18 protein-coding genes are annotated in these 21,683 nt (G+C 63.9%); 7 read left to right on the top strand and 11 right to left on the bottom strand.

What is annotated here, in order from left to right; translation table 11 throughout:
* Positions 1-273 precede the first annotated feature (273 nt).
* On the bottom strand, positions 274-630 hold the full coding sequence (locus G4D79_RS19655; RefSeq protein ID WP_042450945.1) for a hypothetical protein: 357 nt from the start codon (positions 628-630) through the stop codon (positions 274-276).
* Positions 631-819: 189 nt separating this feature from the next.
* On the opposite strand from G4D79_RS19655, the gene G4D79_RS19650 reads away from it, so the two are divergent.
* A complete protein-coding gene (locus G4D79_RS19650) occupies positions 820-1,158 on the top strand; it encodes an RNA polymerase-binding protein RbpA (protein ID WP_003944971.1) in 339 nt (112 codons plus the stop codon).
* A 429-nt stretch (positions 1,159-1,587) separates the two neighbouring features.
* Here G4D79_RS19650 and G4D79_RS19645 read toward each other — a convergent pair whose 3' ends face one another.
* The 6 genes from G4D79_RS19645 to G4D79_RS19620 form a co-directional block, all read right to left on the bottom strand.
* Positions 1,588-2,766, bottom strand: coding sequence for a PrsW family intramembrane metalloprotease (locus tag G4D79_RS19645; protein ID WP_064444604.1), 1,179 nt, complete (start codon positions 2,764-2,766; stop codon positions 1,588-1,590).
* Complete coding sequence (locus tag G4D79_RS19640; RefSeq protein ID WP_235867912.1) at positions 2,763-3,416, bottom strand: hypothetical protein; 654 nt, start codon at positions 3,414-3,416, stop codon at positions 2,763-2,765. The genes G4D79_RS19645 and G4D79_RS19640 overlap by 4 nt, the downstream gene beginning before the upstream one ends.
* Positions 3,417-3,552: 136 nt before the next feature.
* Entirely contained in the window at positions 3,553-4,383 is an 831-nt protein-coding gene (locus tag G4D79_RS19635) for a hypothetical protein (RefSeq protein WP_007729819.1), read from the bottom strand.
* A 92-nt stretch (positions 4,384-4,475) separates the two neighbouring features.
* Positions 4,476-6,044, bottom strand: a complete 1,569-nt coding sequence (lnt, locus tag G4D79_RS19630; protein WP_063316713.1) for an apolipoprotein N-acyltransferase — start codon at positions 6,042-6,044, stop codon at positions 4,476-4,478.
* A 37-nt stretch (positions 6,045-6,081) separates the two neighbouring features.
* Entirely contained in the window at positions 6,082-7,716 is a 1,635-nt protein-coding gene (locus G4D79_RS19625; protein ID WP_099698332.1) for an amidohydrolase, read from the bottom strand.
* A 12-nt stretch (positions 7,717-7,728) separates the two neighbouring features.
* Entirely contained in the window at positions 7,729-8,289 is a 561-nt protein-coding gene (locus G4D79_RS19620) for an FxsA family protein (RefSeq protein WP_003944915.1), read from the bottom strand.
* 250 nt (positions 8,290-8,539) lie between these two features.
* Between G4D79_RS19620 and G4D79_RS19615 the strand changes: the two genes are divergently transcribed.
* Positions 8,540-9,199, top strand: coding sequence for a hypothetical protein (locus G4D79_RS19615; RefSeq protein WP_003944837.1), 660 nt, complete (start codon positions 8,540-8,542; stop codon positions 9,197-9,199).
* Positions 9,200-9,236: 37 nt separating this feature from the next.
* Here G4D79_RS19615 and G4D79_RS19610 read toward each other — a convergent pair whose 3' ends face one another.
* Together G4D79_RS19610 and G4D79_RS19605 are read right to left on the bottom strand one after the other, a co-directional pair.
* A complete protein-coding gene (locus tag G4D79_RS19610) occupies positions 9,237-9,896 on the bottom strand; it encodes a response regulator transcription factor (RefSeq protein WP_003945024.1) in 660 nt (219 codons plus the stop codon).
* Positions 9,897-9,953: 57 nt separating this feature from the next.
* Positions 9,954-11,081, bottom strand: coding sequence for a sensor histidine kinase (locus G4D79_RS19605; RefSeq protein WP_083471225.1), 1,128 nt, complete (start codon positions 11,079-11,081; stop codon positions 9,954-9,956).
* Positions 11,082-11,155: 74 nt separating this feature from the next.
* Here G4D79_RS19605 and G4D79_RS19600 point away from each other — a divergent pair, with 74 nt between their 5' ends.
* The 4 genes from G4D79_RS19600 to G4D79_RS19585 are packed head-to-tail and all read left to right on the top strand — an operon-like array spanning position 11,156 to position 15,734.
* Positions 11,156-11,923, top strand: coding sequence for a TSUP family transporter (locus tag G4D79_RS19600; RefSeq protein ID WP_007729832.1), 768 nt, complete (start codon positions 11,156-11,158; stop codon positions 11,921-11,923).
* 30 nt (positions 11,924-11,953) lie between these two features.
* Positions 11,954-13,474 carry a TldD/PmbA family protein gene (locus G4D79_RS19595; protein WP_007729833.1) on the top strand — a complete coding sequence of 507 codons (1,521 nt, stop codon included), beginning with the start codon at positions 11,954-11,956 and terminating at the stop codon, positions 13,472-13,474.
* On the top strand, positions 13,471-14,829 hold the full coding sequence (locus tag G4D79_RS19590) for a metallopeptidase TldD-related protein (RefSeq protein ID WP_099698331.1): 1,359 nt from the start codon (positions 13,471-13,473) through the stop codon (positions 14,827-14,829). The genes G4D79_RS19595 and G4D79_RS19590 overlap by 4 nt, the downstream gene beginning before the upstream one ends.
* Positions 14,829-15,734, top strand: a complete 906-nt coding sequence (locus G4D79_RS19585) for a TIGR01777 family oxidoreductase (RefSeq protein ID WP_037131792.1) — start codon at positions 14,829-14,831, stop codon at positions 15,732-15,734. The genes G4D79_RS19590 and G4D79_RS19585 overlap by 1 nt, the downstream gene beginning before the upstream one ends.
* Positions 15,735-15,741: 7 nt before the next feature.
* Here the strand turns inward: G4D79_RS19585 and G4D79_RS19580 are convergent, their stop codons facing one another.
* A complete protein-coding gene (locus G4D79_RS19580) occupies positions 15,742-16,122 on the bottom strand; it encodes a PPOX class F420-dependent oxidoreductase (RefSeq protein WP_003944780.1) in 381 nt (126 codons plus the stop codon).
* Positions 16,123-16,325: 203 nt separating this feature from the next.
* Here G4D79_RS19580 and G4D79_RS19575 point away from each other — a divergent pair, with 203 nt between their 5' ends.
* A complete protein-coding gene (locus G4D79_RS19575; RefSeq protein WP_099698330.1) occupies positions 16,326-17,981 on the top strand; it encodes a GMC oxidoreductase in 1,656 nt (551 codons plus the stop codon).
* Between the two features lie 39 nt (positions 17,982-18,020).
* On the opposite strand, the gene G4D79_RS19570 is transcribed toward G4D79_RS19575, so the two are convergent.
* Complete coding sequence (locus G4D79_RS19570; RefSeq protein ID WP_042919753.1) at positions 18,021-21,641, bottom strand: cobaltochelatase subunit CobN; 3,621 nt, start codon at positions 21,639-21,641, stop codon at positions 18,021-18,023.
* Between the last annotated feature and the right edge of the window lie 42 nt (positions 21,642-21,683).

Genomic DNA, 21,683 nt, shown 5'->3' with positions numbered 1-21,683 from the left:
TTGTGACGATCAGCGTTGTCACGATCAGCGCCGGGAAGTGTGGCTCGGGGATTGAAGAGAAACATCGCACCGCCTCGATATCGAGTGGAAACCATGTGGCGATCCTGCGAGAGCGCAGCCGAAGGTCATCGACCTCGACGAAGGGTCGCTTCGAAGTCCGAACCTCCCCGAAGGTCCGAACTCAGGATCAAAATTTGTCGTCGTCAGGCGTCAGGAGCACCGCAGTGTTGCAGTGCTCGACGCAAGGCTAGAAACCGGTTGCCCACACCTGCTCTACCGGAAACGTTCGGCTTCGCGGGCAAGCTCGGTCAACCGTTCACACAACTGTGTGAGCTCTGAACTCTCTGCGCCCTCGGCAACTGCTGTCGCCACATCTTCGGCAGCGCATCGGACCTCGAACATCCGATCCACGAGTTCGACCGCTTCGACTGCGGTCAAGATGACGGCGTCAGCCGGGATCGACGTGCCCTTGACGGCATTGCGCTGCTCGTACGCACGCTGTCGACAAGACTGGCTGCAGTACCGGCGTCGACGACCGACACCGGTCACCGCGACCTCTCGACCACACCACACACACGGGTTTCCCGAACGCGCAGACTGCGGTGATCCGACGCGTGTGCTCTCAGCCATGAATCGACACTGTACTCGAGATTCGGACGCCTTCGATGAACGCGCACGGTACCCGGTAAGATGGAGAGGTTGCGTCTTCTCGCCACACGGGAACCAATCGGGTGCTCGTGGCGTTGTAGATGAGTGTGAGCGTCTACTCCCCAAGTCAGGGCGCCCACCAGCGGTGACGAACGAAGAGAGGACACCACCATGGCAGATCGCGTACTTCGAGGTAGCCGACTCGGAGCTGTGAGCTACGAGACCGACCGTGACCATGACCTCGCGCCCCGTCGTATGGCCAAGTACAAGTGCGAGAACGGCGAGATCTTCGACATCCCGTTCGCGGACGAAGCCGAGATCCCCGGCACCTGGTTGTGCCGAAACGGCCTCGAAGGCACCCTCATGGAGGGGACTGCTCCCGAAGCCAAGAAGGTCAAGCCTCCCCGCACCCACTGGGACATGCTGCTCGAGCGTCGTTCGGTCGAGGAACTCGAAGAGCTCCTCAAAGAGCGTCTCGATTTGCTGAAGGCCAAGCGTCGCGGCGCATGAACTAGCACTTCGATCAAGACCGTCCGGTTCTACACCGGGCGGTCTTTCTCGTTCTTCGGGGAGTGATCGTTCACAAGTCGACGTCATACTTCGGCCCTTCTTCGACGTGGCAACTTCAGGATGCTTCGCGGTCCTCAAAGACACTTCAGGGCAACGTCATTCAGCATCCAGGCGCACTCGCGGGCCGACAGTGCGCAAATCCTGGACTTGCGCTGGAGAACCATCGGCGCTGCTTCGTGCACCAGTGTGAGCTGTATCCCCCACCCCGCGACACACCAAACTTCGGTACACCAAACTTCGATACGGAGTGAACTGGTAGCCCAGTCACTCGGCCGGGTTGCTTGCCAAGTGACGATGGCAAGCAACCCGGCCGACTGGGGTGTGGGTGAATGATTTGCGGTGCTGAACGGTTCTTCCGCTACTTCCCGGTCACCGAGTGATGCTCTGTGCCGCGGTTCCTTGGCGGAGGCGGGTGATTTCGTTGCGTGATTCGACGACCTGGGGGCTGTCGTCGCCCTTGCTGACAGCTAGGTCGCTGCACAGATCCAGCGCGGCACGAACGATATGTCGTCGTTGGCGACGTTCGGTGCGAGTGGGTGCGGCTTTCGCGTAAGTGCGTTGTTGTCGCCATCCGCCGGCGGCTGTCACCTCGGCGTCGGTCAGGACGCCGGACTCGATTTCCGGGGCGAGAATGTCACGGACGAAGTGGGATTCACGTGGGTGCGCCCAGACGAACGCGATCCACAAGGCAGTGAACGCGAAGACGATGTCGCCGATCATGATGACGAACACGAGCGAACTGCTGCCGCCGGCGATCGCGAGCATGGAATCCCACACGCCGTGGATCAGGATGGGTGCCACGATCAACGCCAATCCGCGTCCGATCCGCCGGGGCTGGGCCGGGGTGCCGATCAGATAGATCACGCCGGCGCAGAAAAGGGCGGTGAAGAGGGGATGAGAGACGATGTCGGAGTAGGTGCGGGTGGCGATGGAACCGAGCAGGCCGTCGGTTTGGTGGGCGCCGAAGCCCTGTGTTGCGCCGGCAATCGAGTACAGAAAGTCTTCGCTGGTCTGAAATCCCAAGCCGATGAAAGCACCGAGGAGCAGGCCGTCGGTTGCGGTGCGCACCAGGCGTGGTGCAAGCGCGAGGAGGACTACGATGCCGATGCCTTTGGCGGTTTCCTCCACGAAGGGTGCAGAGAGGCCCGCATGCCAGTCCTGAGCCCATACCTGCCCGAAAATCTTCGAGTAGAGCGAACCGACTGCTCCGTTCGCGGGTACTGCGATAGTGAACGTTGCTGCGGTGGCGCCCCAGATGAAGCCGGTGACCACTAGTCCTACGGGTTGGCGTTCGTGGCGGTCGATGTGCCGGAACCACCATGTCCAGACCGCGGCGCTGATGACGCCGACGATGCCGGCAACGAGGAGTGCGCGCCCGAAGTATCCGGCGAAGGGAGCAAACATCTGCCAGCCTTTGACGAGGCCGAATCCGCACATCCACAGGTATATCCAGAACACGACGTTGCGTGGCTGGAAGAAGTGAAATTTCTCGCCCCAGGCCGTCGTATCGAATGCGCGGGAGCGGGTTTCGAGGAGATCGGTGCTCACTTGGTGTCTCCCTCGTGTGTGCCGATAGAGGCGATCATGTCGGTGATTTCTCGACTGCGGGCGGCGATCTGATCGGGTGGGCCGACTACCTGTACCCGAATTCCCTTGCCGTCGACGACGAATGTGGTCACCGATCCGGCGGACCGCGGAGTGTCAAAGCTGACCTGGACGCCGCTCAGACCCCCGGCGGTGCTGATCGGCTGGCGCGCACCGGAGACCGCAAGCACGGAACTGCCGTTCGTCGCAAGACTCACGGCATCTGTTTGGGAGAGGAGCTCGTCGGCAGTTCCACTGAATGTGTCGGCGTCGACGCTCACGGTGACGGTGCCATCGGTCAACGTCACACGTGGGAGCGAATCGGACGCGCCATGTTGGTCGGTTCGGAAACCACTGTCGACATTCCAGCCCGCAGGTACGGCGAAGGAGACCGTTTCGGTCACGGCCATCCGGTCTCCGGCGCCGGTTGGATCTTCGGAGGAGACAGCGGAATCGATGGCGGGCACGATCACGGTCCAGAGCATCCACACCGCCAAGATCGCGAGGGCGTGTGGGAAGACTCGTGGGTCGAATCCGAGGAAGCGGTGATCCGCTGGTGGACGTCTTCCGTGTAGGGGCTCGTGCTTGTGTGCAGTACTCGAAATAACGCTCAATTTCCCTCGTTTCCATTGCACGGCAGGTGCACTGACTATCGCAGAAACGGACAAATTCCGTGCATCAGCCGGCACCTGCCGGTCATCGAGACGATCGTGCACCAAGTTCCCGTAGGCGCGAGATCACCGAGAGCTCCTAGTCGACGGTGAACCGTCGCATCGCCAGATGTCCGAACACGCCGACCAGAATCAACGTGACGCCTGCGGTCACGGAAACGGAGTCGGTCACCAACCCCGCGATGCCGGTCACGGCTACGAACACCGGCAAAAAGTCGAACAGCCTGAAAATCGACTGCGGTGGTTCGGTTTCGAGGCCCTGAGCCTGAGCGGCCTTGTTCGGCGCATACTCGGGGTACCACTCGGTGAAGGAGATCGCGAAGAAGGTTCCGAGCAACTGCAGAATCCATCCGGTCCAGAAGTTGTCACCGTCGTGCAGCAGTGCGTCTCCGAACAGGCCCACTACGGCCGACCAGGTGAAGGCGAGAGCCCACACCGCCGTAATGACGTAGTTGATGTGCAGAAACAGAGGCGTCGCCCAATACTCTTCGGGCGTCGACTCTTTCGCGTACTGCAAAGTGAAAGGATTGCGGAGCAGGATCGATCCGAAGGCAAAGACCACCAGCGCGATGTTGGTCAGTTCGCCTCCCCAGAGTTCGAACCACCGAATCGTGTTCGCCGACGCGAGGAGGCCGATGGCCGCCAGAACGCCGAAGAACACGACGTCGAAGACCTCCAACAGCTTCACGGTGCCGCCGCGCCGGTGACTGGCCGCCAAGATCAGCAGCGACAACCCGAGGGCTGCGGCCGCGGATTCCTCGAACCTTCCCGGCCCGGAGAGCAAGGACAGCAAGATCCACGGTGACAGGCCGGCGAGCGGTGACTGCAGAACCGCGTCGACGACACTGGTTTTGTGAACTGCATCCCGGGGCTCGGACTTGTCTGGCTCGGTTTTCTCAGGCTCGGTCACAAGAAGCCGCCTTACGCAGGAACGGGTGGCACAGCGAGTACCCGCGTAGGCGCTCCTCGGAACATCGGCAGCCCCAATATCCGATGCTCGGCTCAGATTGCCGCAGTCTCCTCGGGTGAGTGCTCAGCCTGATCTCGGCGCCGGGCCAGCACTGCCATGGCAATCGCGCCGACCGCGATGATGCTGAGCACGATCTCCGGCACCGGACCTACTCGGCTGGCAAGGGTGGAGCTGGTCGAGAGCGGCACCTTCGCCACCAGGGTCGCCGGCACGAACAGGTCGGTTTGCGAAGTCACCGCACCGTCGGGAGCGATGATGGCGCTGACACCACTGGTTGCGGCGACAACGACGGCGCGGCCGTGCTCGACTGCCCGCACACGCGACATTGCCAGCTGCTGATAGGTCATCTCGGTGTCCCCGAAAGTGGCGTTGTTGGTCGGTACCGCCAGCAACTGTGCACCGTTGCGCACAGATTCCTGGAACGCCCGGTCGAACGCCACCTCGTAACAAGTCGCGACACCGATGGGTACCCCCGCTGCATGGACAACGCCGTTGCCCTCGCCGGGAACGAAATTGCCCGCGCGATCGGCGTACGAGGAGAAGTTCCGGAAGAAGCTTCGGTAGGGCAGGTATTCGCCGAACGGCTGAATGATCTTCTTGTCGTGCTGTTCCTGAGGACCGTTGGCGCCGTCCCACACGATCACCGAATTGGTGGTCGTACGATCGGCGTTCACGAGTACGGTGCCGACAAGAATCGGCGCTCCGATCGCTTCGGAGGCCCGGGTGATGTCGGCAGCGGCATCGGCGTTTCGCAGGGGGTCGATGTCCGAGGCGTTCTCCGGCCAGATCACGACGTCAGGCTGATCGACGCGGCCCGCGTCCACCTCGGCAGCAAGTTTCACGGTTTCGGCGACATGGTTGTCGAGGACCTGCTTGCGTTGCGAGTTGAAGTCCAAGCCCAACCTCGGAACGCTTCCCTGAATGGCGGCGACGGTGATCGTTCGATCACCGGAATCCATGGTGGACAAGAACGGCGACACCACGAGAGCAATGATCACGGGCACGAGGGCAGCGGCAACAGCTCCGAAGAATCCTCGGTCCCATCGTTTGGCCGCGACAGCGACTGCAACTGCTGCCAAGCCGGTACCGGTCAGGGCCACCGCGAAGCTGAGCAGCGGCGCACCGCCGACACTCGCAAGAGGGAGGAGCCACCCTTCGGATTGACCGAATGCGAGCCTGCCCCAAGGAAATCCGCCGAAAGGAACGCTGGAACGAAGCCACTCGGTGAGCGTCCAGGTCGCAGCAATCCACAAGGGTGCCCATGGCAACCTCGCCACCAGAACCGCAAGCAGCCCGAACAGTCCGATGAACAACGACTCCACCGCGGCCAACGCGATCCACGGGACCGCACCTACGAACACACCGATCCACGGAAGCAACGGCACCAGAAATCCGAGACCGGCCAAGTATCCGTAACCGAAGCCGGCACGAAGGCGCAGTCCGCCGCGCCCGAAGTTCGTCAACACACACGTCAGAAGAGCGATCCCGACGGGCGCCAAGAACCACAGCGGGCGGGGTGGGAACCCTGCGAAGATCAGGAATCCACCTGCGGCCGCGTACAGCGAACGTAGCCATGCGGAACCGGTGAGCACAGCGCTCACACGGGAGCGATCACCGACAGACGCCTCTGCGCCGGCCTCACTCACTCGACGAGCCGCGCTGATAGACGACGCGTCCGCGATGCACCGACTTGATGCAGACCGGAATCGGCGCATCTTCCGCCAGCCTCGGCAGAGCGGGTACGCGCGAGCGCGGATCGGTAGACCATCGCTGAACCGAGTCGGCGGGTGCGCTCACTTCGAGTTCACCTGCCTCCCACAACACGTAGGAGGCCGGTGCGCCCGGATTGAGGGTTCCCGCGGCGCCGTCCCGCACTCCGCCCGCGCGCCAGGCGCCGCGAGTTGCCGCGGAGAAGGCCGCACGCGGCGAGATTCCACTTCCGTCGGTGCGGTGCTGGACAGCGGCGCGCAGCATCGCCCACGGCTCGATGGGGGTGACCGGGGCGTCGGAGCTGAATGCGAGCGAGACACCCTTACCGGCAGCAGGTGCAAACGGATTCAACGCTGCTGCGCGCTCTACTCCCAGGCGCGTGGCGTAAAGACCGTCGGTGCCACCCCACAGTGCGTCGAACACCGGTTGGACGCTAGCGATGACACCCAAGGCGGCAAAGGTTTCCGCGTCGGCCATAGACATCATTTCCGCGTGCTCGAGGCGGTGACCCAACGCGGCGACCTTGGGGCCACCCAGTTCGTCGGCGACCCTGCGGAACGCGGCAGCTGCCGACGAGACGGCGCCGTCACCGATGGCATGGAACCCGGCCTGGACGCCCGCGAGGGTACAGGCCCGGATGTGTACGGCGATCGCGTCGACGTCGAGGTAGGCATTGCCCGTCGAATCAGGTTGGTCTGCATAGGGTTCGAGCAACCACGCGGTATGCGAACCGAGCGAGCCGTCGATGAAGAGATCCCCGCCGAGTCCGTCTGCTCCGGTTTTGTCGAGGAGCGCGCGAGCATCCTCTTCGCTGTCGACACGCTCACCCCAGTAGCCCCGAACCTCCACGCCGTGATCGTGGGCCAACAGTTCCTGGAAATCGGTCAATCCCGAGATGTCCGGTCCCCCGCACTCGTGAACGGCCACGATTCCGCGTGAGGCGCAGAGATCGAGCGCAGCGGTACGAGCAGACGCGCGCTGAGTTTCCGTCAGCAGATTCCGAGCGGCATTGCGCGCCAGGTGGTGTGCGTCGAACGTCAACGGGCCTTCGGCTGAGTATCCAGCGGTGTCGGCGAGGCCGGAGATCCCGTCGCGCAATGCGCTCGAGCACGCGGCCGAGTGAACGTCGATCCGCGAGAGATACACCTTGCGGCCAGGGGCGGCCGCGTCGAGATCTGCGGTCGACGGCGGGGTCTGCTCGGCCCACTCGGTGTCGTCCCAACCGTGTCCCCAGATGACTGCGTCGGGATGGGCAGTTTCGGGGTTCGCGGCTGCGAATGTTCGTACTCGCGCGAGACATTCGTCCAGAGAGTTCGCGCCCACGAGATCGAGGCCGACGAGATTGAGTCCCAGTGCGGTGATGTGGACGTGGGTGTCGACGAACCCGGGAGTGACGAACGCACCACCCAGATCTTCGATCTCCGCGGCGGGGTGCAACGCCCGTCCGGCGCGCTCGTCGCCGACCCACACGACGGTGCCGTCGGTGATGGCGATCGAGGTCGCGTCAGGTGCAAATGAACTGTAGATCCGGCCGTTGACCAGCAGACGAGTAGTCACGAGCACCCAGTCTGCCTGTTAGTACTGCGGCCCCCGCGAACGGGTGGGTGTATCCGTGTCCAGAATCTCACCCTCGAGCACGAGTTCCTTGCCGTTGCTGGCGACGTACTCGGTGGTTTCGGGTGTCTCGACGATGATCTCGCCGTCGATCACCTCGCCGTTTCCGCGCATCCGCGCCGCGTAGCCGACGGTTCCGGCGAAGGCGTCACCACCGGCGGCAAATGCTGCTGCGCGCTTACCTGCCAGGAGCACTGCAAGCGGGCGCAGCGCCCAGCGGGTCGGCGGAATCAGAAGCAGCAGGCCCAGAACCGAAGTCACGAGTCCGGGTACGAACATCAACGCGGAGCCCGCCGCGACCAGGGCGCCGTCGGCGACCGCCAGTGACGGCGATCCCTCACCCCGCGTGGCCTTACGGAACCCGTCCATGACCCGTCGCCACTGCGAGCGCATGAGGATCAATCCGACAAGCGATCCGGCGAGAAACAGCAGCACTGTCCAGGCGACACCGATGGCGTTGCCCACGATGACCAAGGCTGCGATCTCGACGATCACGTAGAGGAGAAATACGGCGGCGATCATGACGTCCCCTTTCAGACGGTCTATTCGTTCAACGCTCGAGGGGCCGGTTTTTCTCCCGACAAAGACGCAGAGGTGCAAAACAGGTGGGTGCCGTGAGTCACACGGGCCTTCTCTCACGCACGTGCAACTTGCCTGGCGTTAACTAACGCTCCGCTAACGATTCTAAACCTCAAGTTGACGTTGAGACTCTGCGCATGGTCAAGTCACTTCGGGCCGCATTTCCCGGCCTCATGAAATGAAGGAGCCCGACATGAGCCGACTCCCCGGCAAGACACTCGCCCGACGCATTCCCGCTGCCATCGCCGGCACTGCCGCCGTCGTGGCACTCACCGCCGGCAGCGCGATGATCAGCGCGGGAACCGCGGCCGCAGAACCGGTGGTACCCGAAGGAATTGCCGCACTGATCGCGCAGGCCGCAGCCATCTCCCCCGAAGCCTCTGCTGCTGTTCAGCAGTTGATCGGCACGGCAGGCGCTGATCAGATCACGACCGCTCTCGATCTCCCGGACATCGGCGTCACCAAGCCGCAGTCGTTCATGTACCCCGCACCGACGGTCGGGTGTGGCGTGGCCGGTGAACCCGTCACCGTCACCCTCAGCTCCGCACAGGCCGGTCCGAACTTCCCGTTGCCGCCGTGGGTCGAGGCCGACCATCTCCGGTTCCAGGCAATCCCGGGTTACGTCGGCATACCCAAGACCTCCGGGTTGAGTGTTGCCTGGATCAACGTCGGCACGTTCAAGGGCGGCATCGTCCCGTTGGACGAGAAGTTGCCCGTACTCGATACGCCGTTGCTCTCGAAGGTCGTCGACACCGGTGACGGCAAGGTGTTTGCCGCTCTGTTCGGCAATGTCGATTACGCAGACGGGAAGACCTGCATCGTGCTGCCAACAGTGGGCGCTTTTGATGCTTGAGCAGAGCGAAACGCTCGCTGCCTGACAGGCGGCTGGCCTACGCGCCCGGAGTCACCAGTCCGGTCTCGTAGGCCAGCACCACAGCCTGCACACGATCACGCAGATCGAGTTTGGTCAGAATGCGTCCGACGTGCGACTTGATCGTCGATTCGGACAGGTACAGCTGCTGTGCGATCTCGATGTTCGACAGCCCCGTGGCCACGTGTCCGAGGACTTCGCGTTCGCGTTCGGTCAGGACGTCGAGAACTACCGGATCGCGCCGGGGCGCCGGACCGTCCACGATGAACCTCGACAGCAGACGACGTGTCACCTTCGGGGAAACAACCGCGTCACCGGCTGCCACGCTGCGGATTGCCGACACGAGATCCTCGGGCGGGGTGTCCTTGAGAAGGAAGCCGCTGGCTCCGGCGCGCAAGGCACCGAGAGCGTGTTCGTCCAGGTCGAAGGTCGTCATCACCAGGACCCTGGATTCGATCCCGGAGGCAAGAATCTGCTCGGTCGCTTTCACCCCGTCGACAATCGGCATCCGCACATCCATCAACACGACGTCAGGCTTCAGCGCCACCGCCGCTGCGACCGCCGCGGCCCCGTCGCCGGCCTCACCGATAACCGAGATGTCTTCATGTGCTTCGAGCACCATGTTCAGGCCCATCCGCATGAGTTCCTGGTCGTCGACTAGCAGCACGGTGATGGGCACGGCGTAAACCTATCGGGCCTGAGACGTCGGTGCCAATGCGATTGCGGCGAGCCGGTATCAATCGTGGATCTCGAGCGGCAGCTCTGCGTACACACGCCAACTGCCGTCGGGGCGTCGTCCGGTCTCGAGCGTCCCGTGCAGTACCGCCACCCGCTCACGCATTCCGACCAGTCCATTCCCCGAACCGTGGGAGAAGGTCGAACTCGACGTTCCGTTGTCGACGACCTCGAGCAGCACCGCGGTGTCGGTGCGGCGCACGGTGACTCGTGCCTTCGGATTTGCGCCGGCGTGACGGAGGACATTGGTCAGTGACTCTTGGACCAGGCGATGAATTCCCAGGCTGACTGAAGGACTGACGTCGTCGAGCTCGCCGGTCAGCTCGAGGCGCACGCCGAGACCAGCGGCACGCATCATCTCGACGACCTTGGCGATGCCGGCCGTTCCGTGTTGCGGCATCAAATCGCTACTGACCTCGGTGCGCAAAAGCGAGACGGTCCGGCGAAGCTCGGCAAGGGCGTCGCGTCCGGTGCTGGAGATGTTGCCGAGCGCCTTCTTGGCCAACGCGGGATTGGAATCGACCGCATACGACGCGCCGTCCGCCTGGACGATCATCACGCTGACCGCGTGGGCGACGACATCGTGGAGTTCGCGGGCGATTCGGGTTCTTTCCGTGGCCACCGCATCCTCGGCACGCCGATCCCGTTCGTATTCGGCCACTTCGAGTCTGGCGGCCACTTCCTCGTCGTAGGCGCGGCGGGCGCTCAAGAACTCGGCGGTGATCCAGGCCAGTGCATAGAGCAGCGTCGCGATGATGATCGTCAGGATCACGTCTTGGCGGATGACGAGCAACGAGAGTGTCATGTCCAGGGCAAGGAAGCACGCGAAAATCGCCCCGGTGCGTCGATCGACATACGCAACGAGTGTGTAGAGCGAGACCCCGAGCGCCAACAGGCCTGGATGTTCCGCAGCCGGATCCCCTGTCGCCCACATCATCAAGGTTGCGAAGTACGACATCGACAAAATGGACGCAGCGGACACACGCGGATATTTGCGACGCCACACGACGGGAAGGCAGATCAGAAATCCGACGACGAGCTGGGGCCACCGCTCCTCACGCGGCGAACTGACGAACGTGACTACCTCGAGCGCGAAGAACACGAGCGCCAGCGCGCTGTCCGCGATCATCGGCTTTCCTCGCAGCCACAGGCTGAACCTCCGCATGTGCTCAAGAGTGTCACAGCTGTGAAAGAGTCACCGCCGTGGATATTGCTGATTGGGGACTGCTGATGACGGCAGCGACGGCGGCGGGTTGGGTCGACGCCGTGGTCGGCGGCGGTGGATTGATTCTGTTGCCGGCGCTCTTTCTGGTCGCCCCGCAATTGACCCCACAGGCGGCACTGGCCACCAATAAATTGACGGCATTCACCGGGACGAGTGCTGCGGTGTACACGTTCTCCCGTCGAATCCCGATGGAGTGGCGGCAGATGGCGCCGGCAGCCGCGTTGGCTGCGGTGACGGCCGCGTGCGGGGCGGCGGCCGTTTCGCTGATCGACAAGAAGTACTTCATTCCGATCGTGATGGTCGTCCTCGTCGCCGTCGCCGTCTTCGTGACCATGCGTCCGACGCTGGGCACCACGATCGCGACCCATCGTCCGAGGCAGCGCAAGACCGTCCTCGTCCTGCTGCTCTCCGCCGGACTCATCGGCCTCTACGACGGTCTGCTCGGACCCGGCACCGGCACCTTCCTCATCATCAGCTTCGCGACCTTCCTCGGAACCGAATTCGTTCGGAGCGCAGCGATGGCGAAGGTGATCAATCTCGGTTCCAATTTCGGCGCGCTCGCCTACTTCGCCGTCACCGGGCATGTCTGGTGGAGTTTGGGTTTGGCGATGGCGGTGTGCAACGTTCTCGGCGCGGTCATCGGTTCGCGGATGGCGCTGAGCAAGGGTTCCGGGTTCGTGCGGATCACGCTGTTGGTTGTCGTGATCGCCATGGTGATTCGCCTCGGATGGCAGCAGTTCGGCTGAGATCGGCGGTCGTCGGCTAGCGTCGTGTGCGTGACCGTCACCCGAGATGTCGATGCAGATTTCCTCGCCCTCCCGCTGCGAGCTGTCGCTGATGCGGCGCTGTCGGCAGCGAGAACGGCCGGCGCCCAGCACGCCGATGTTCGTGTCCACCGCGTGCTCACACAGTCGATCAGGTTGCGCGACGGCGTAGTTCAGGCTGTGTCCGACGGAGACGAGATCGGGGTCGCCGTCCGTGTGATCGTCGACGGCACGTGGGGATTCGCCTCGCACGCCGACGTATCCCCTGACGTCGCGGCTGCGCTGGCACGCCAAGCGGTCGAGGTTGCGAAGGCATTGCGCTCGCTCAATCGGGATCCGGTCACCCTTGCCGACGAGCCCGTCTACGCCGACGCGACGTGGGTGTCCCCGTACCTCGAAGATCCCTTCGCGACACCGACGGCCGACAAGGTAGCGCTGCTGGTCGACTACTCCGGACGGCTTCAAGCCGCCGACGGCGTGGATCACGTCACGGCGAGTGTCCTCCAGGTCAAGGAGCAAACTTTCTATGCGGATCTGGCCGGTTCGTCGATCACCCAGCAACGGGTGCGTCTACACCCCGAGTTCGAGGCCACTGCCGTCGACAAGTCGGCCGGCAGCTTCGAATCGATGCGCACCTTGGCGCCGCCGGTAGGCCGCGGATGGGAGTACCTCGGGGCGGAGAGCACATGGAACTGGGGCGATGAGCTCGCGCAGATCCCGGAGTGGCTGGCCGAGAAGACCAAGGCACCGACCGTCGAAGCGGGTCCGACCGACCTCGTGATCGATCCGACCAATCTGTGGCTCACGATCCACGAATCCATTGGACACGCCACCGAATACGACCGCGCGATCGGCTACGAAGCGGCCTACGCCGGTACGTCGTTCGCGACGCCGGACAAGCTGGGAACGCTGAAATACGGAACGCCACTCATGCACGTGACCGCCGATCGTAACGAAGAGCACGGCCTGGCCAGCGTCGGATTCGACGACGACGGCGTCGCCTCTCAACGGTGGGATCTGGTGGCAGAGGGAACACTGGTCGGGTATCAACTAGACCGCGTGTTCGCGCCGAGGCTGGGGCTGACGCGTTCCAACGGTTGCTCGTACGCCGACTCCGCACATCACGTTCCCATCCAGCGAATGGCCAACGTCTCGCTCTCCCCCGACCCTTCTACGGACACCTCGACTGCAGACCTGATCTCGCGAGTCGAGAACGGCATCTACGTCGTCGGTGACAAGTCCTGGTCGATCGACATGCAGCGCTACAACTTCCAGTTCACCGGTCAGCGGTTCTTCAAGATCCGTGACGGAAAGCTCGACGGTCAGGTGCGTGACGTGGCGTATCAGGCGACGACGACGGATTTCTGGGGCTCGATGGAAGCCGTTGGCGGTGAGTCGACCTGGCGCCTGCAGGGCGCGTTCAACTGCGGCAAGGCACAACCCGGTCAGGTTGCGGCGGTCAGCCACGGCTGCCCGTCCGCTCTGTTCCGCGGAGTCAACATCCTCAATACTCGTTCGGAGGCTCAGCAGTGATCGATCCGCAGCAGGTCGTCGAGCGTGCATTGGCCGCGAGGACCGTAGACGAATCGTTGGTGATCGTGACCGATGCGAGTGAGGCGTCGCTGCGGTGGGCCAACAATTCGATGACCACCAACGGAGTTTCGCTGTCCCGGACGTGGACGGTGATCTCGATCGTGCGCGAGGGTGACATCGCGAAGGTGGGCACTGTCAGTTCCAGCAGTGTCGATCCGGAGCAGATTTCCGCACTCGTGCAGGCAAGCGAAGAAGCTGCGCGCACAGCCACTCCGGCTGACGACGCGTCCGACCTGATCACGCAGTCGGCGGCAGAGACCGACTGGGACCTGCCGGCCGCCCTGACCGACATCGGTGTCTTTGCTCAGTTGGCTGCCGACCTGGCGAAGGGCTTCGACGGCGGCGACCAGTTGTTCGGCTTCGCTCACCACCAGTTGCACACCACCTGGCTCGGCACCTCGACGGGCGTGCGACGTAGAACGGCTCAGGCCACCGGCTCCGTGGAAATCAACGGCAAGCGCGGCGACGCCAGCGCCTGGGTCGGATCCGGAACTGTCGATTTCAGCGATATCTCGATACCGAAGCTCTTGTCGCAGTTGACCACTCGACTCGACTGGGCGGGTAACTCCGTCAGTCTGCCTGCCGGCCGCTACGAGACAATTCTTCCGCCGTCGGCTGTGGCGGACCTGATGATCTATCTGATGTGGACCATGGAGGGTCGCGGCGCCGAAGAGGGCCACACCGCACTGTCCACCACCGGTGGTACCCGGATCGGCGAGAAGCTCGGATTGCCACTGACACTCACCTCCGACCCCGGCGCCGAGGGCTTGCAATCCGCGCCGTTCGTGATCACGACGTCGTCGAGTGAATCCGTCTCACTGTTCGACAACGGTATGGAGATCGAACCCGTCGACTGGGTCCGAGACGGCGTCGTCAATGCGCTGGCGTACCCGCGCCACGCTGCACGAGAATTCGGTCGACCTGTCGCAGTTCCCGGCGACAATCTCATCCTGACCGGTGGTGACGACACCTCGATCGAGGACATGATCGCAGGTACCGAGAAGGGTCTACTGCTCACAACCCTCTGGTACATCCGTGAGGTGGATCCGACGACGCTGCTGTTGACCGGACTCACCCGTGACGGGGTGTATTTGATCGAGGACGGCAGGATCGTCGGCGCCGTCAACAACTTCCGTTTCAACGAGAGCCCTCTCGATCTCCTGCGGCGGGTCACCGAGGCTGGACGTACCGAGATCACGCTTCCCCGGGAGTGGAAAGACTGGTTCACCCGCACGGCCATGCCGCCCATGCGGATTCCCGACTTCCACATGTCCTCGGTCAGCCAGGCGCAGTGATGACGAAGGTCGTGATCGCCGGCGGCACCGGCGCTCTCGGCCGCCGGATCAGCGACGATCTCGCCGACCGTGGGTATGACGTCGTGGTCCTGACTCGCTCACCGAAACCCGGCAGGCACAGGCAGGTTCAGTGGGACGGTGTCACGGTGGGTGACTGGGCAGGAGAACTCGACGGCGCCGCGGTGATCAATCTGGCCGGCGAGTTGGTCGATCGCCGACCCACCCCGGCAAACATCGCACTGCTCACCAGTTCCCGAGTCGATCCGACCCGCGCGCTGGTTGAAGCGTCGAAACTACTGGCGAACCCTGTTCCGGTGTGGATCCAGGCGAGCACGCTCGCGATCTACGGCGATGCGGGTGAGGCACGATTGGACGAGGATTCTCCCCTCGCTGACGGGCCACCTCAGATGACCGACGTCGCAAAGGACTGGGAGGCAGCGGTCGAGGGTGCAAACGCGTCACGAGTGGTGATCCTGCGAACCAGTGTCGTGTTGGAGAAGGGCACACCGGCGCTCGAGCGACTGCTGTTGCTCGTGCGTCTCGGTCTGGGCGGACGCGTCGCCTCGGGTAGGCAGTGGACCAGTTGGATTCACATCGAGGACTGGCTGTCGATCGTTCGTTGGGCACTCGAACCCGATTCGGCTGCCTCGGGCGTGGTCATCGCGACGGCTCCGGATCCCGTCCGCAATTCAGAACTGATGGCCGGGCTGCGCAAGCACCTTCACCGGCCACCTGCGCCGCCGACGCCCGCTTTCATGGTCAGAATCGGCGCGTTCCTTCTTCGCAGCGACGCTGCCCTGGGCCTGACGGGTCGTCAAGCCGTATCGAAAGTGTTGGCGGACAAAGGCTTCACATTCACCTATCCGCGCTTCGACTCAGCGTTGGACGATCTGCTCGGCAACTGACGCGCGGTCAGGCTGCAGTGACGGCAAGTCCGATCGTTCCGGTCTTGCCGCGGCGAAGGAGACTGCCCTTCATGGTGATCCAGCCGAGGATTCCGTACCGACGTGCTATCGCGTCGCGAGCATGATCGGTGCCCGGTCCGTCGAGGATCTCGGCGACGGCGGCCACCGGTTCACCCTTGGGATTTCCCCGAGCGTCACACGCAGCGACGGTGACCGACGGGTTTCGCCTGATGCGCTTGACCTTGTAGGAATCGGTGACGGTCCACATCAGGAGCTTGTCGCCGTCCGGCGCGGCCCAGAGCGGAGTCGCCACCGGCGTTCCGTCCTTGCGGAAGGTCGTGAGTAGGACGTACTTGGCCTCGGAGACGCGCTTGAAGTCGGGGTTCACTCCTCGAGGATAGGTGCGAGCGCCTCTCGCTGAACACCGACAAGATTCCGCGACTATCTGGCGACCGATCAGTACCACCCAGGAAGTGCCACTTATGCACGTTTTATCCGGTTCTTCATGACGTCGGACACGCCGTTTCGTCCCCGAACTCCATCTCGAGTTATTCTGAGGCAAACCGTCGAACTGGGGAGTCGAACTTACACATGCAGCGCCGTGACATGCAGCGTCGTGACTTTTTCAAAGCCGCCGGGGCGGGGGCGGCAGTTGCAGCCGCGACACCGCTCATGTCGACGTCGACCAGCCACGCCGCCCCCGCACCCCTGCGGGCGCTCCCGATGGGTGCCGATCACTACCGCGCGCTCGTCCCCGAGTTGTTCGCACCATCTCCTGCTCCCCCGGAGCATTCCGAAGCCATCGTCATCGGGTCCGGATTCGGCGCAAGCGCCACCGCTCTCCGGTTGGCGCAGAGCGGCACCCAGGTCACCATCCTCGAACGCGGACTCCGATGGCCGCATGATCCGCAGCGGGAGATTCACACCTCCGACATGCTGGCCGACGGCCGCGGAGTCTTCCGGCGAACATCGTTCACCAACCTCACCGGACTCCCCGTGGCGTGCGACTACTTCAGCGGCGTCCTCGATGCCACCGACTACCAACACATCTCGGTCTGGCGCGGCGCTGCAGTCGGCGGTGGTTCCATCATCTTCACCGGCGTGATGATCGCGCCCGAGCGCCGATTCTTCGACGCAGTCTTCGGCAACTCCCTCGACTACGACGAGATGGCGTCCACCTGGTACCCCAAAGTGCGCCAGATGCTGCGTCTGAGCCCGTTGCCCGAAGACATTTACCAAACCCCGAACTTCGGTCACTCGCGTCGTTGGGATCAGGACGCTCGTCGTGCCGGATTCGATCCGCAGCGGATCGACGGGATCTGGAACTGGGACGTGGTGCGCTCAGAACTCGACGGCCGAACCCGAGCCTCGGCCACTGTCGGTGACAGCAACATGGGTAACTCCAACGGCGCGAAGTTCGACCTCACACAGAACTACATTCCTGCCGCCGAAGCCACCGGACGAGCCACCGTCTGTTACGGACATCAGGTGCTCGCGATCAGTCGCGAACGTGATGGACGCTACGTCGTCGACGTCGAATCGACGGATCCGACGGGTGGCGTTCTGGCCCGGAAGACTCTTACCTGTGACCGTCTGTTCCTCGGCGCCGGTTCGATCGGCACGTCCGAACTGTTGGTACGCGCCCAGGCGACGGGCGCGCTGCCCAACCTCAACGAACACGTCGGTAAGGGCTGGGGAACGAACGGCGACGCCGGGATGGTGCGCTCGTTCGGCTTCAGTGACGGCACTGCGCAAGCCGCACCGTCGGCATCACGCATCGTCGACGAGTCGGGAATGCCACTCTCCCTGGAAAATTGGTACGTCCCCGGCCTACCCGTCAACATCGGCATGCTCGGAACATTGGGGATGACCCTCGACTCGCAGCGCGCCGACTTCGCCTACGACGGCGGCTCCGATCGGGTGGTGCTGAACTGGCCGAAGAACGGCAACGACGCCACCGTCGAGGCACTACGCGCCGTCCAGAACAAGATGGCCTTCGCCGGCACCACGCTGCCGTCGGCATTGCCGTTCGCGAAGGACGTCAATTCCTCGTTCACCGCGCATCCCCTCGGCGGTGCGGTTCTGGGCAAGGCCACCGACGGTTACGGGCGAGTCAAGGGCTACGACGGCCTGTACGTGATGGACGGCGCTGCCATTCCGGGCAGCACCGGCACCGTCAATCCGTCACTGACCATCACTGCTCTGGCGGAGCGGAACATCGCTCAGATCATCAAGTCCGGACGCTGACACACTTCAGCGCCCGGACCTGCCGGTGATTCTCGAGGTTTACTCCCCCTCGAGTTCGCCTTCGGTTTCGAGGTACACCTGACGCAAGCCGTCGAGTGTCTTCTGCTCGGGGTGCTCCCACATGTTGCGCTCGGCGGCTTCGAGGAGCCGCTCGGCGATTCCGTGCAAGGCCCACGGGTTGGACTGCGTCATGAACTTCTGGTTCTGCTCGTCCAGAACGTAGGTCTCGGCGAGCTTTTCGTACATCCAGTCCGCGACCACGTTTGTGGTGGCGTCGTACCCGAAGAGGTAGTCGACCGTGGCCGCCATCTCGAACGCACCCTTGTACCCGTGACGGCGCATCGCGTCGAGCCAGCGGGGATTGACCACGCGCGCCCGGAAGACACGTGCGGTCTCTTCCGAAAGTGTGCGTGTGCGAACCGATTCCGGTCGAGTGCTGTCGCCGATATATGCCTCGGGCGACTTTCCGGTCAGCGCGCGCACGGTGGCAACCATGCCGCCGTGGTACTGGAAGTAGTCGTCCGAATCGGCGATGTCGTGCTCACGCGTGTCGGTGTTCTTGGCCGCCACGTTGATTCGACGGTATGCACTGCGCATATCGTCGGCTGCCGGGATTCCGTCGAGCCCACGGCCGTACGCGAAGCCGCCCCAGTTGGTGTACACCTCGGCGAGGTCGTCGTCACCGCGCCAGGTCTTGGAGTCGATGAGTTGCAGCAGGCCGGCGCCGTAGGTTCCGGGCTTCGAACCGAAGATGCGAGTGGTCGCACGCCTGGCATCGCCGTGCTCGGCAAGGTCGGCCTGCGCGTGGGCGCGCACGTAGTTCTGCTCGTCCGTCTCGTCCAATGCGGCGACCAACTGAACAGCGTCGTCGAGCAGTGCGAGCACGTGCGGGAACGCATCACGGAAGAATCCGGAGATGCGGACGGTGACGTCGATGCGCGGGCGGCCGAGCTCTTCGAGATCGATGACCTCGAGGTTGACCACGCGTCGGCTTGCTTCGTCCCAGACAGGGCGAACACCGAGGAGCGCGAACACTTCGGCGATGTCGTCGCCGGAGGTACGCATGGCGGCGGTACCCCACACGGACAGACCCACCGAGCGCGGGTACTCGCCGTGATCGGCGAGATATCGAGCGGCGAGCGACTCGGCCATCGCCTGACCGGTCTCCCACGCCAGTCGTGAGGGAACTGCCTTGGGATCGACGGAGTAGAAGTTACGACCGGTGGGAAGCACGTTGATCAGGCCGCGCAGCGGTGACCCACTCGGGCCGGCGGCGATGAAGCCGCCGTCGAGCGCGTGCAGGACCTGCTTGATCTCGTTGTTCGTCTGTCGGAGGCGTGGAACCACTTCGGTGGCGGCGAACTGAAGGATCTTCACGACGGTCTCGTCGTCGCTGAGTTGTTCTGCCGCAGCGGGGTTCCAATCGGCGTCGTACATGCCGCGAACCAGAGCGTGCGCCTTTTCCTCGACGTCGTCGACACGGTTGCGGGACTCGTCGCCGTCTTCGCTGAGCCCGAGAGCTTCGCGCAGACCAGGGACACTCTGTTCGCCGCCCCACATCTGACGGGCACGGAGCATGGCCAGGACCAGTTCGATTTCGGCGTCGCCCTCGGGTGCGCGGCCGAGAATGTGCAGACCGTCGCGGATCTGGACGTCCTTGATCTCACACAGCCAACCGTCGACGTGCAGGAGCATGTCGTCGAACACGTCTTCTTCGGGACGCTCCGCGAGGCCGAGGTCGTGGTCCATCTTGGCTGCCCGCATCAGCGTCCAGATCTGCTGGCGAATGGCCGGCAGCTTAGACGGGTCCAGTGCGGAGATGTTGGAGTGCTCGTCGAGCAGTTGCTCGAGGCGGGAGATGTCGCCGTAGCTTTCGGCGCGGGCCATCGGCGGGATCAGGTGATCGACGAGAGTCGCGTGGGCGCGACGCTTTGCCTGTGTTCCTTCACCCGGGTCGTTGACGAGGAACGGGTAGATCAGCGGCAGGTCGCCCAGGGCTGCGTCGGTACCGCAGTTGCTGGACATGCCGAGTGTCTTGCCGGGCAACCATTCGAGGTTTCCGTGCTTGCCGAGGTGCACAACGGCGTCGGCGCCGAATCCGCCGTTGTCCGGTGTTGCAGCGATCCAGCGGTAGGCCGCGAGGTAGTGGTGGCTCGGCGGCAGATCCGGGTCGTGGTAGATCGCGACGGGCTTTTCACCGAATCCCCGCGGCGGCTGGACCATGAGGACGATGTTGTTGAATCGCAGTGCCGCGATGACAATTTCGCCGTCGGGATCCTGCGAGCGGTCGACGTACAGCTCTCCGGGCGCTGCGCCCCAGTGCTCTTCGACACCGCTGCGCAGTTCCTCAGGCAGGGTGGCGAACCATTCGCGGTACTTCGCTGCCGAGATGCGGATCGGATTGCCCTCGAGCTGCTCGGCAGTGAGCCAGTCAGGATCCTGGCCGCCGGCCGCGATCAGGGCATGGATCAGCGCGTCGCCGTCCTTCGCCGCCAGGCCGGGAACTGCGTCCGGGCCGTCGACCGGACCGAGGTCGTAACCGGCAGAACGCATTTCGGTGAGCAGGTCGATTGCGCTCGCCGGAGTATCGAGACCGACCGCGTTGCCGATGCGGGCGTGCTTGGTCGGGTACGCCGAGAGCATCAGAGCAACGCGACGCTCGGTGGTGGGAATGTGGCGCAGCTTGCCGTGACGGACCGCGATCCCGGCGACACGGGCGGCGCGCTCGACGTCGGGGACGTACGTGGACAGTCCGTCGGAGTCGATTTCCTTGAAGGAGAACGGGACGGTAATGATGCGGCCGTCGAATTCCGGCACCGCGACCTGGGTCGCGACGTCGAGAGGCGACAGTCCGTCGTCGTTCTCGTCCCAGGTGGCGCGGCTACTGGTCAGGCACAGCCCCTGCAGGATCGGGACGTCGAGTGCAGCGAGTGCGGCGACATCCCAGGCTTCGTCGTCCCCACCGGCGGACGCGGTCGCGGGCTTCGTGCCACCGGCAGCGAGAACTGTCACGACCATGGCGTCGGCGCGGCGGAGCGTGCTCAGAAGTTCGGCTTCAGCGGTTCGCAGAGATGCGCAGTAGATCGGCAGCGCGGTGCCACCGGCCTCGGCGACCGCGTCGCACAACGCCTGGATGTACCGGGTGTTGCCGGCCAAATGCTGAGCACGGTAGTACAGAACTGCGATGACCGGACCGCTCGCCGAGTCGAGATCGGGCGCGAAATCAGCGATGCCCCAGGAAGGCAGGTGAGCCGGCGGCTCGAAACCGTGGCCGGTGAGCAGGACGGTGTCGGACAGGAAGTGGTGCAGCTGTGCCAGATTCTGTGCGCCACCCTCGGCCAGGTAGTTGTGCGCCTCGGCAGCAACGCCGGCGGAGACCGTCGAGCACTCCATGAGGTCGGCGTCCGGCGCGTGCTCGCCGCCGAGAACGACTACGGGGAGTCCGGAGGCGAGGACCATGTCCAGGCCGTCTTCCCAGCTGCGACGGCTGCCGAGGATACGAACGATCACGAGGTCGACGCCGTCGAGCAAGGGCGGCAAGTCCTCCGAGACCAGCAAGCGTGAGGGGTTGGCCCAGCGATAGGAGACTCCGTCGCCGGCTTCCTGGCTGGCGCGGGCGCTCAGCAGATCGGTGTCGGACGTGGAGAGCAGAAGAATCACGGGTGAAGCCTTCCTGGGGTTTCGCGCCCCGTGGCACAGATC

Origin of the sequence: Rhodococcus sp. WY5 (assembly GCF_018588185.1) — a bacterium.
Lineage (GTDB): Bacteria > Actinomycetota > Actinomycetes > Mycobacteriales > Mycobacteriaceae > Rhodococcus_F > Rhodococcus_F qingshengii.
The sequence above is the reverse complement of the archived record's forward strand: the minus strand, read 5'-3'. Positions and strand labels throughout refer to the sequence as shown.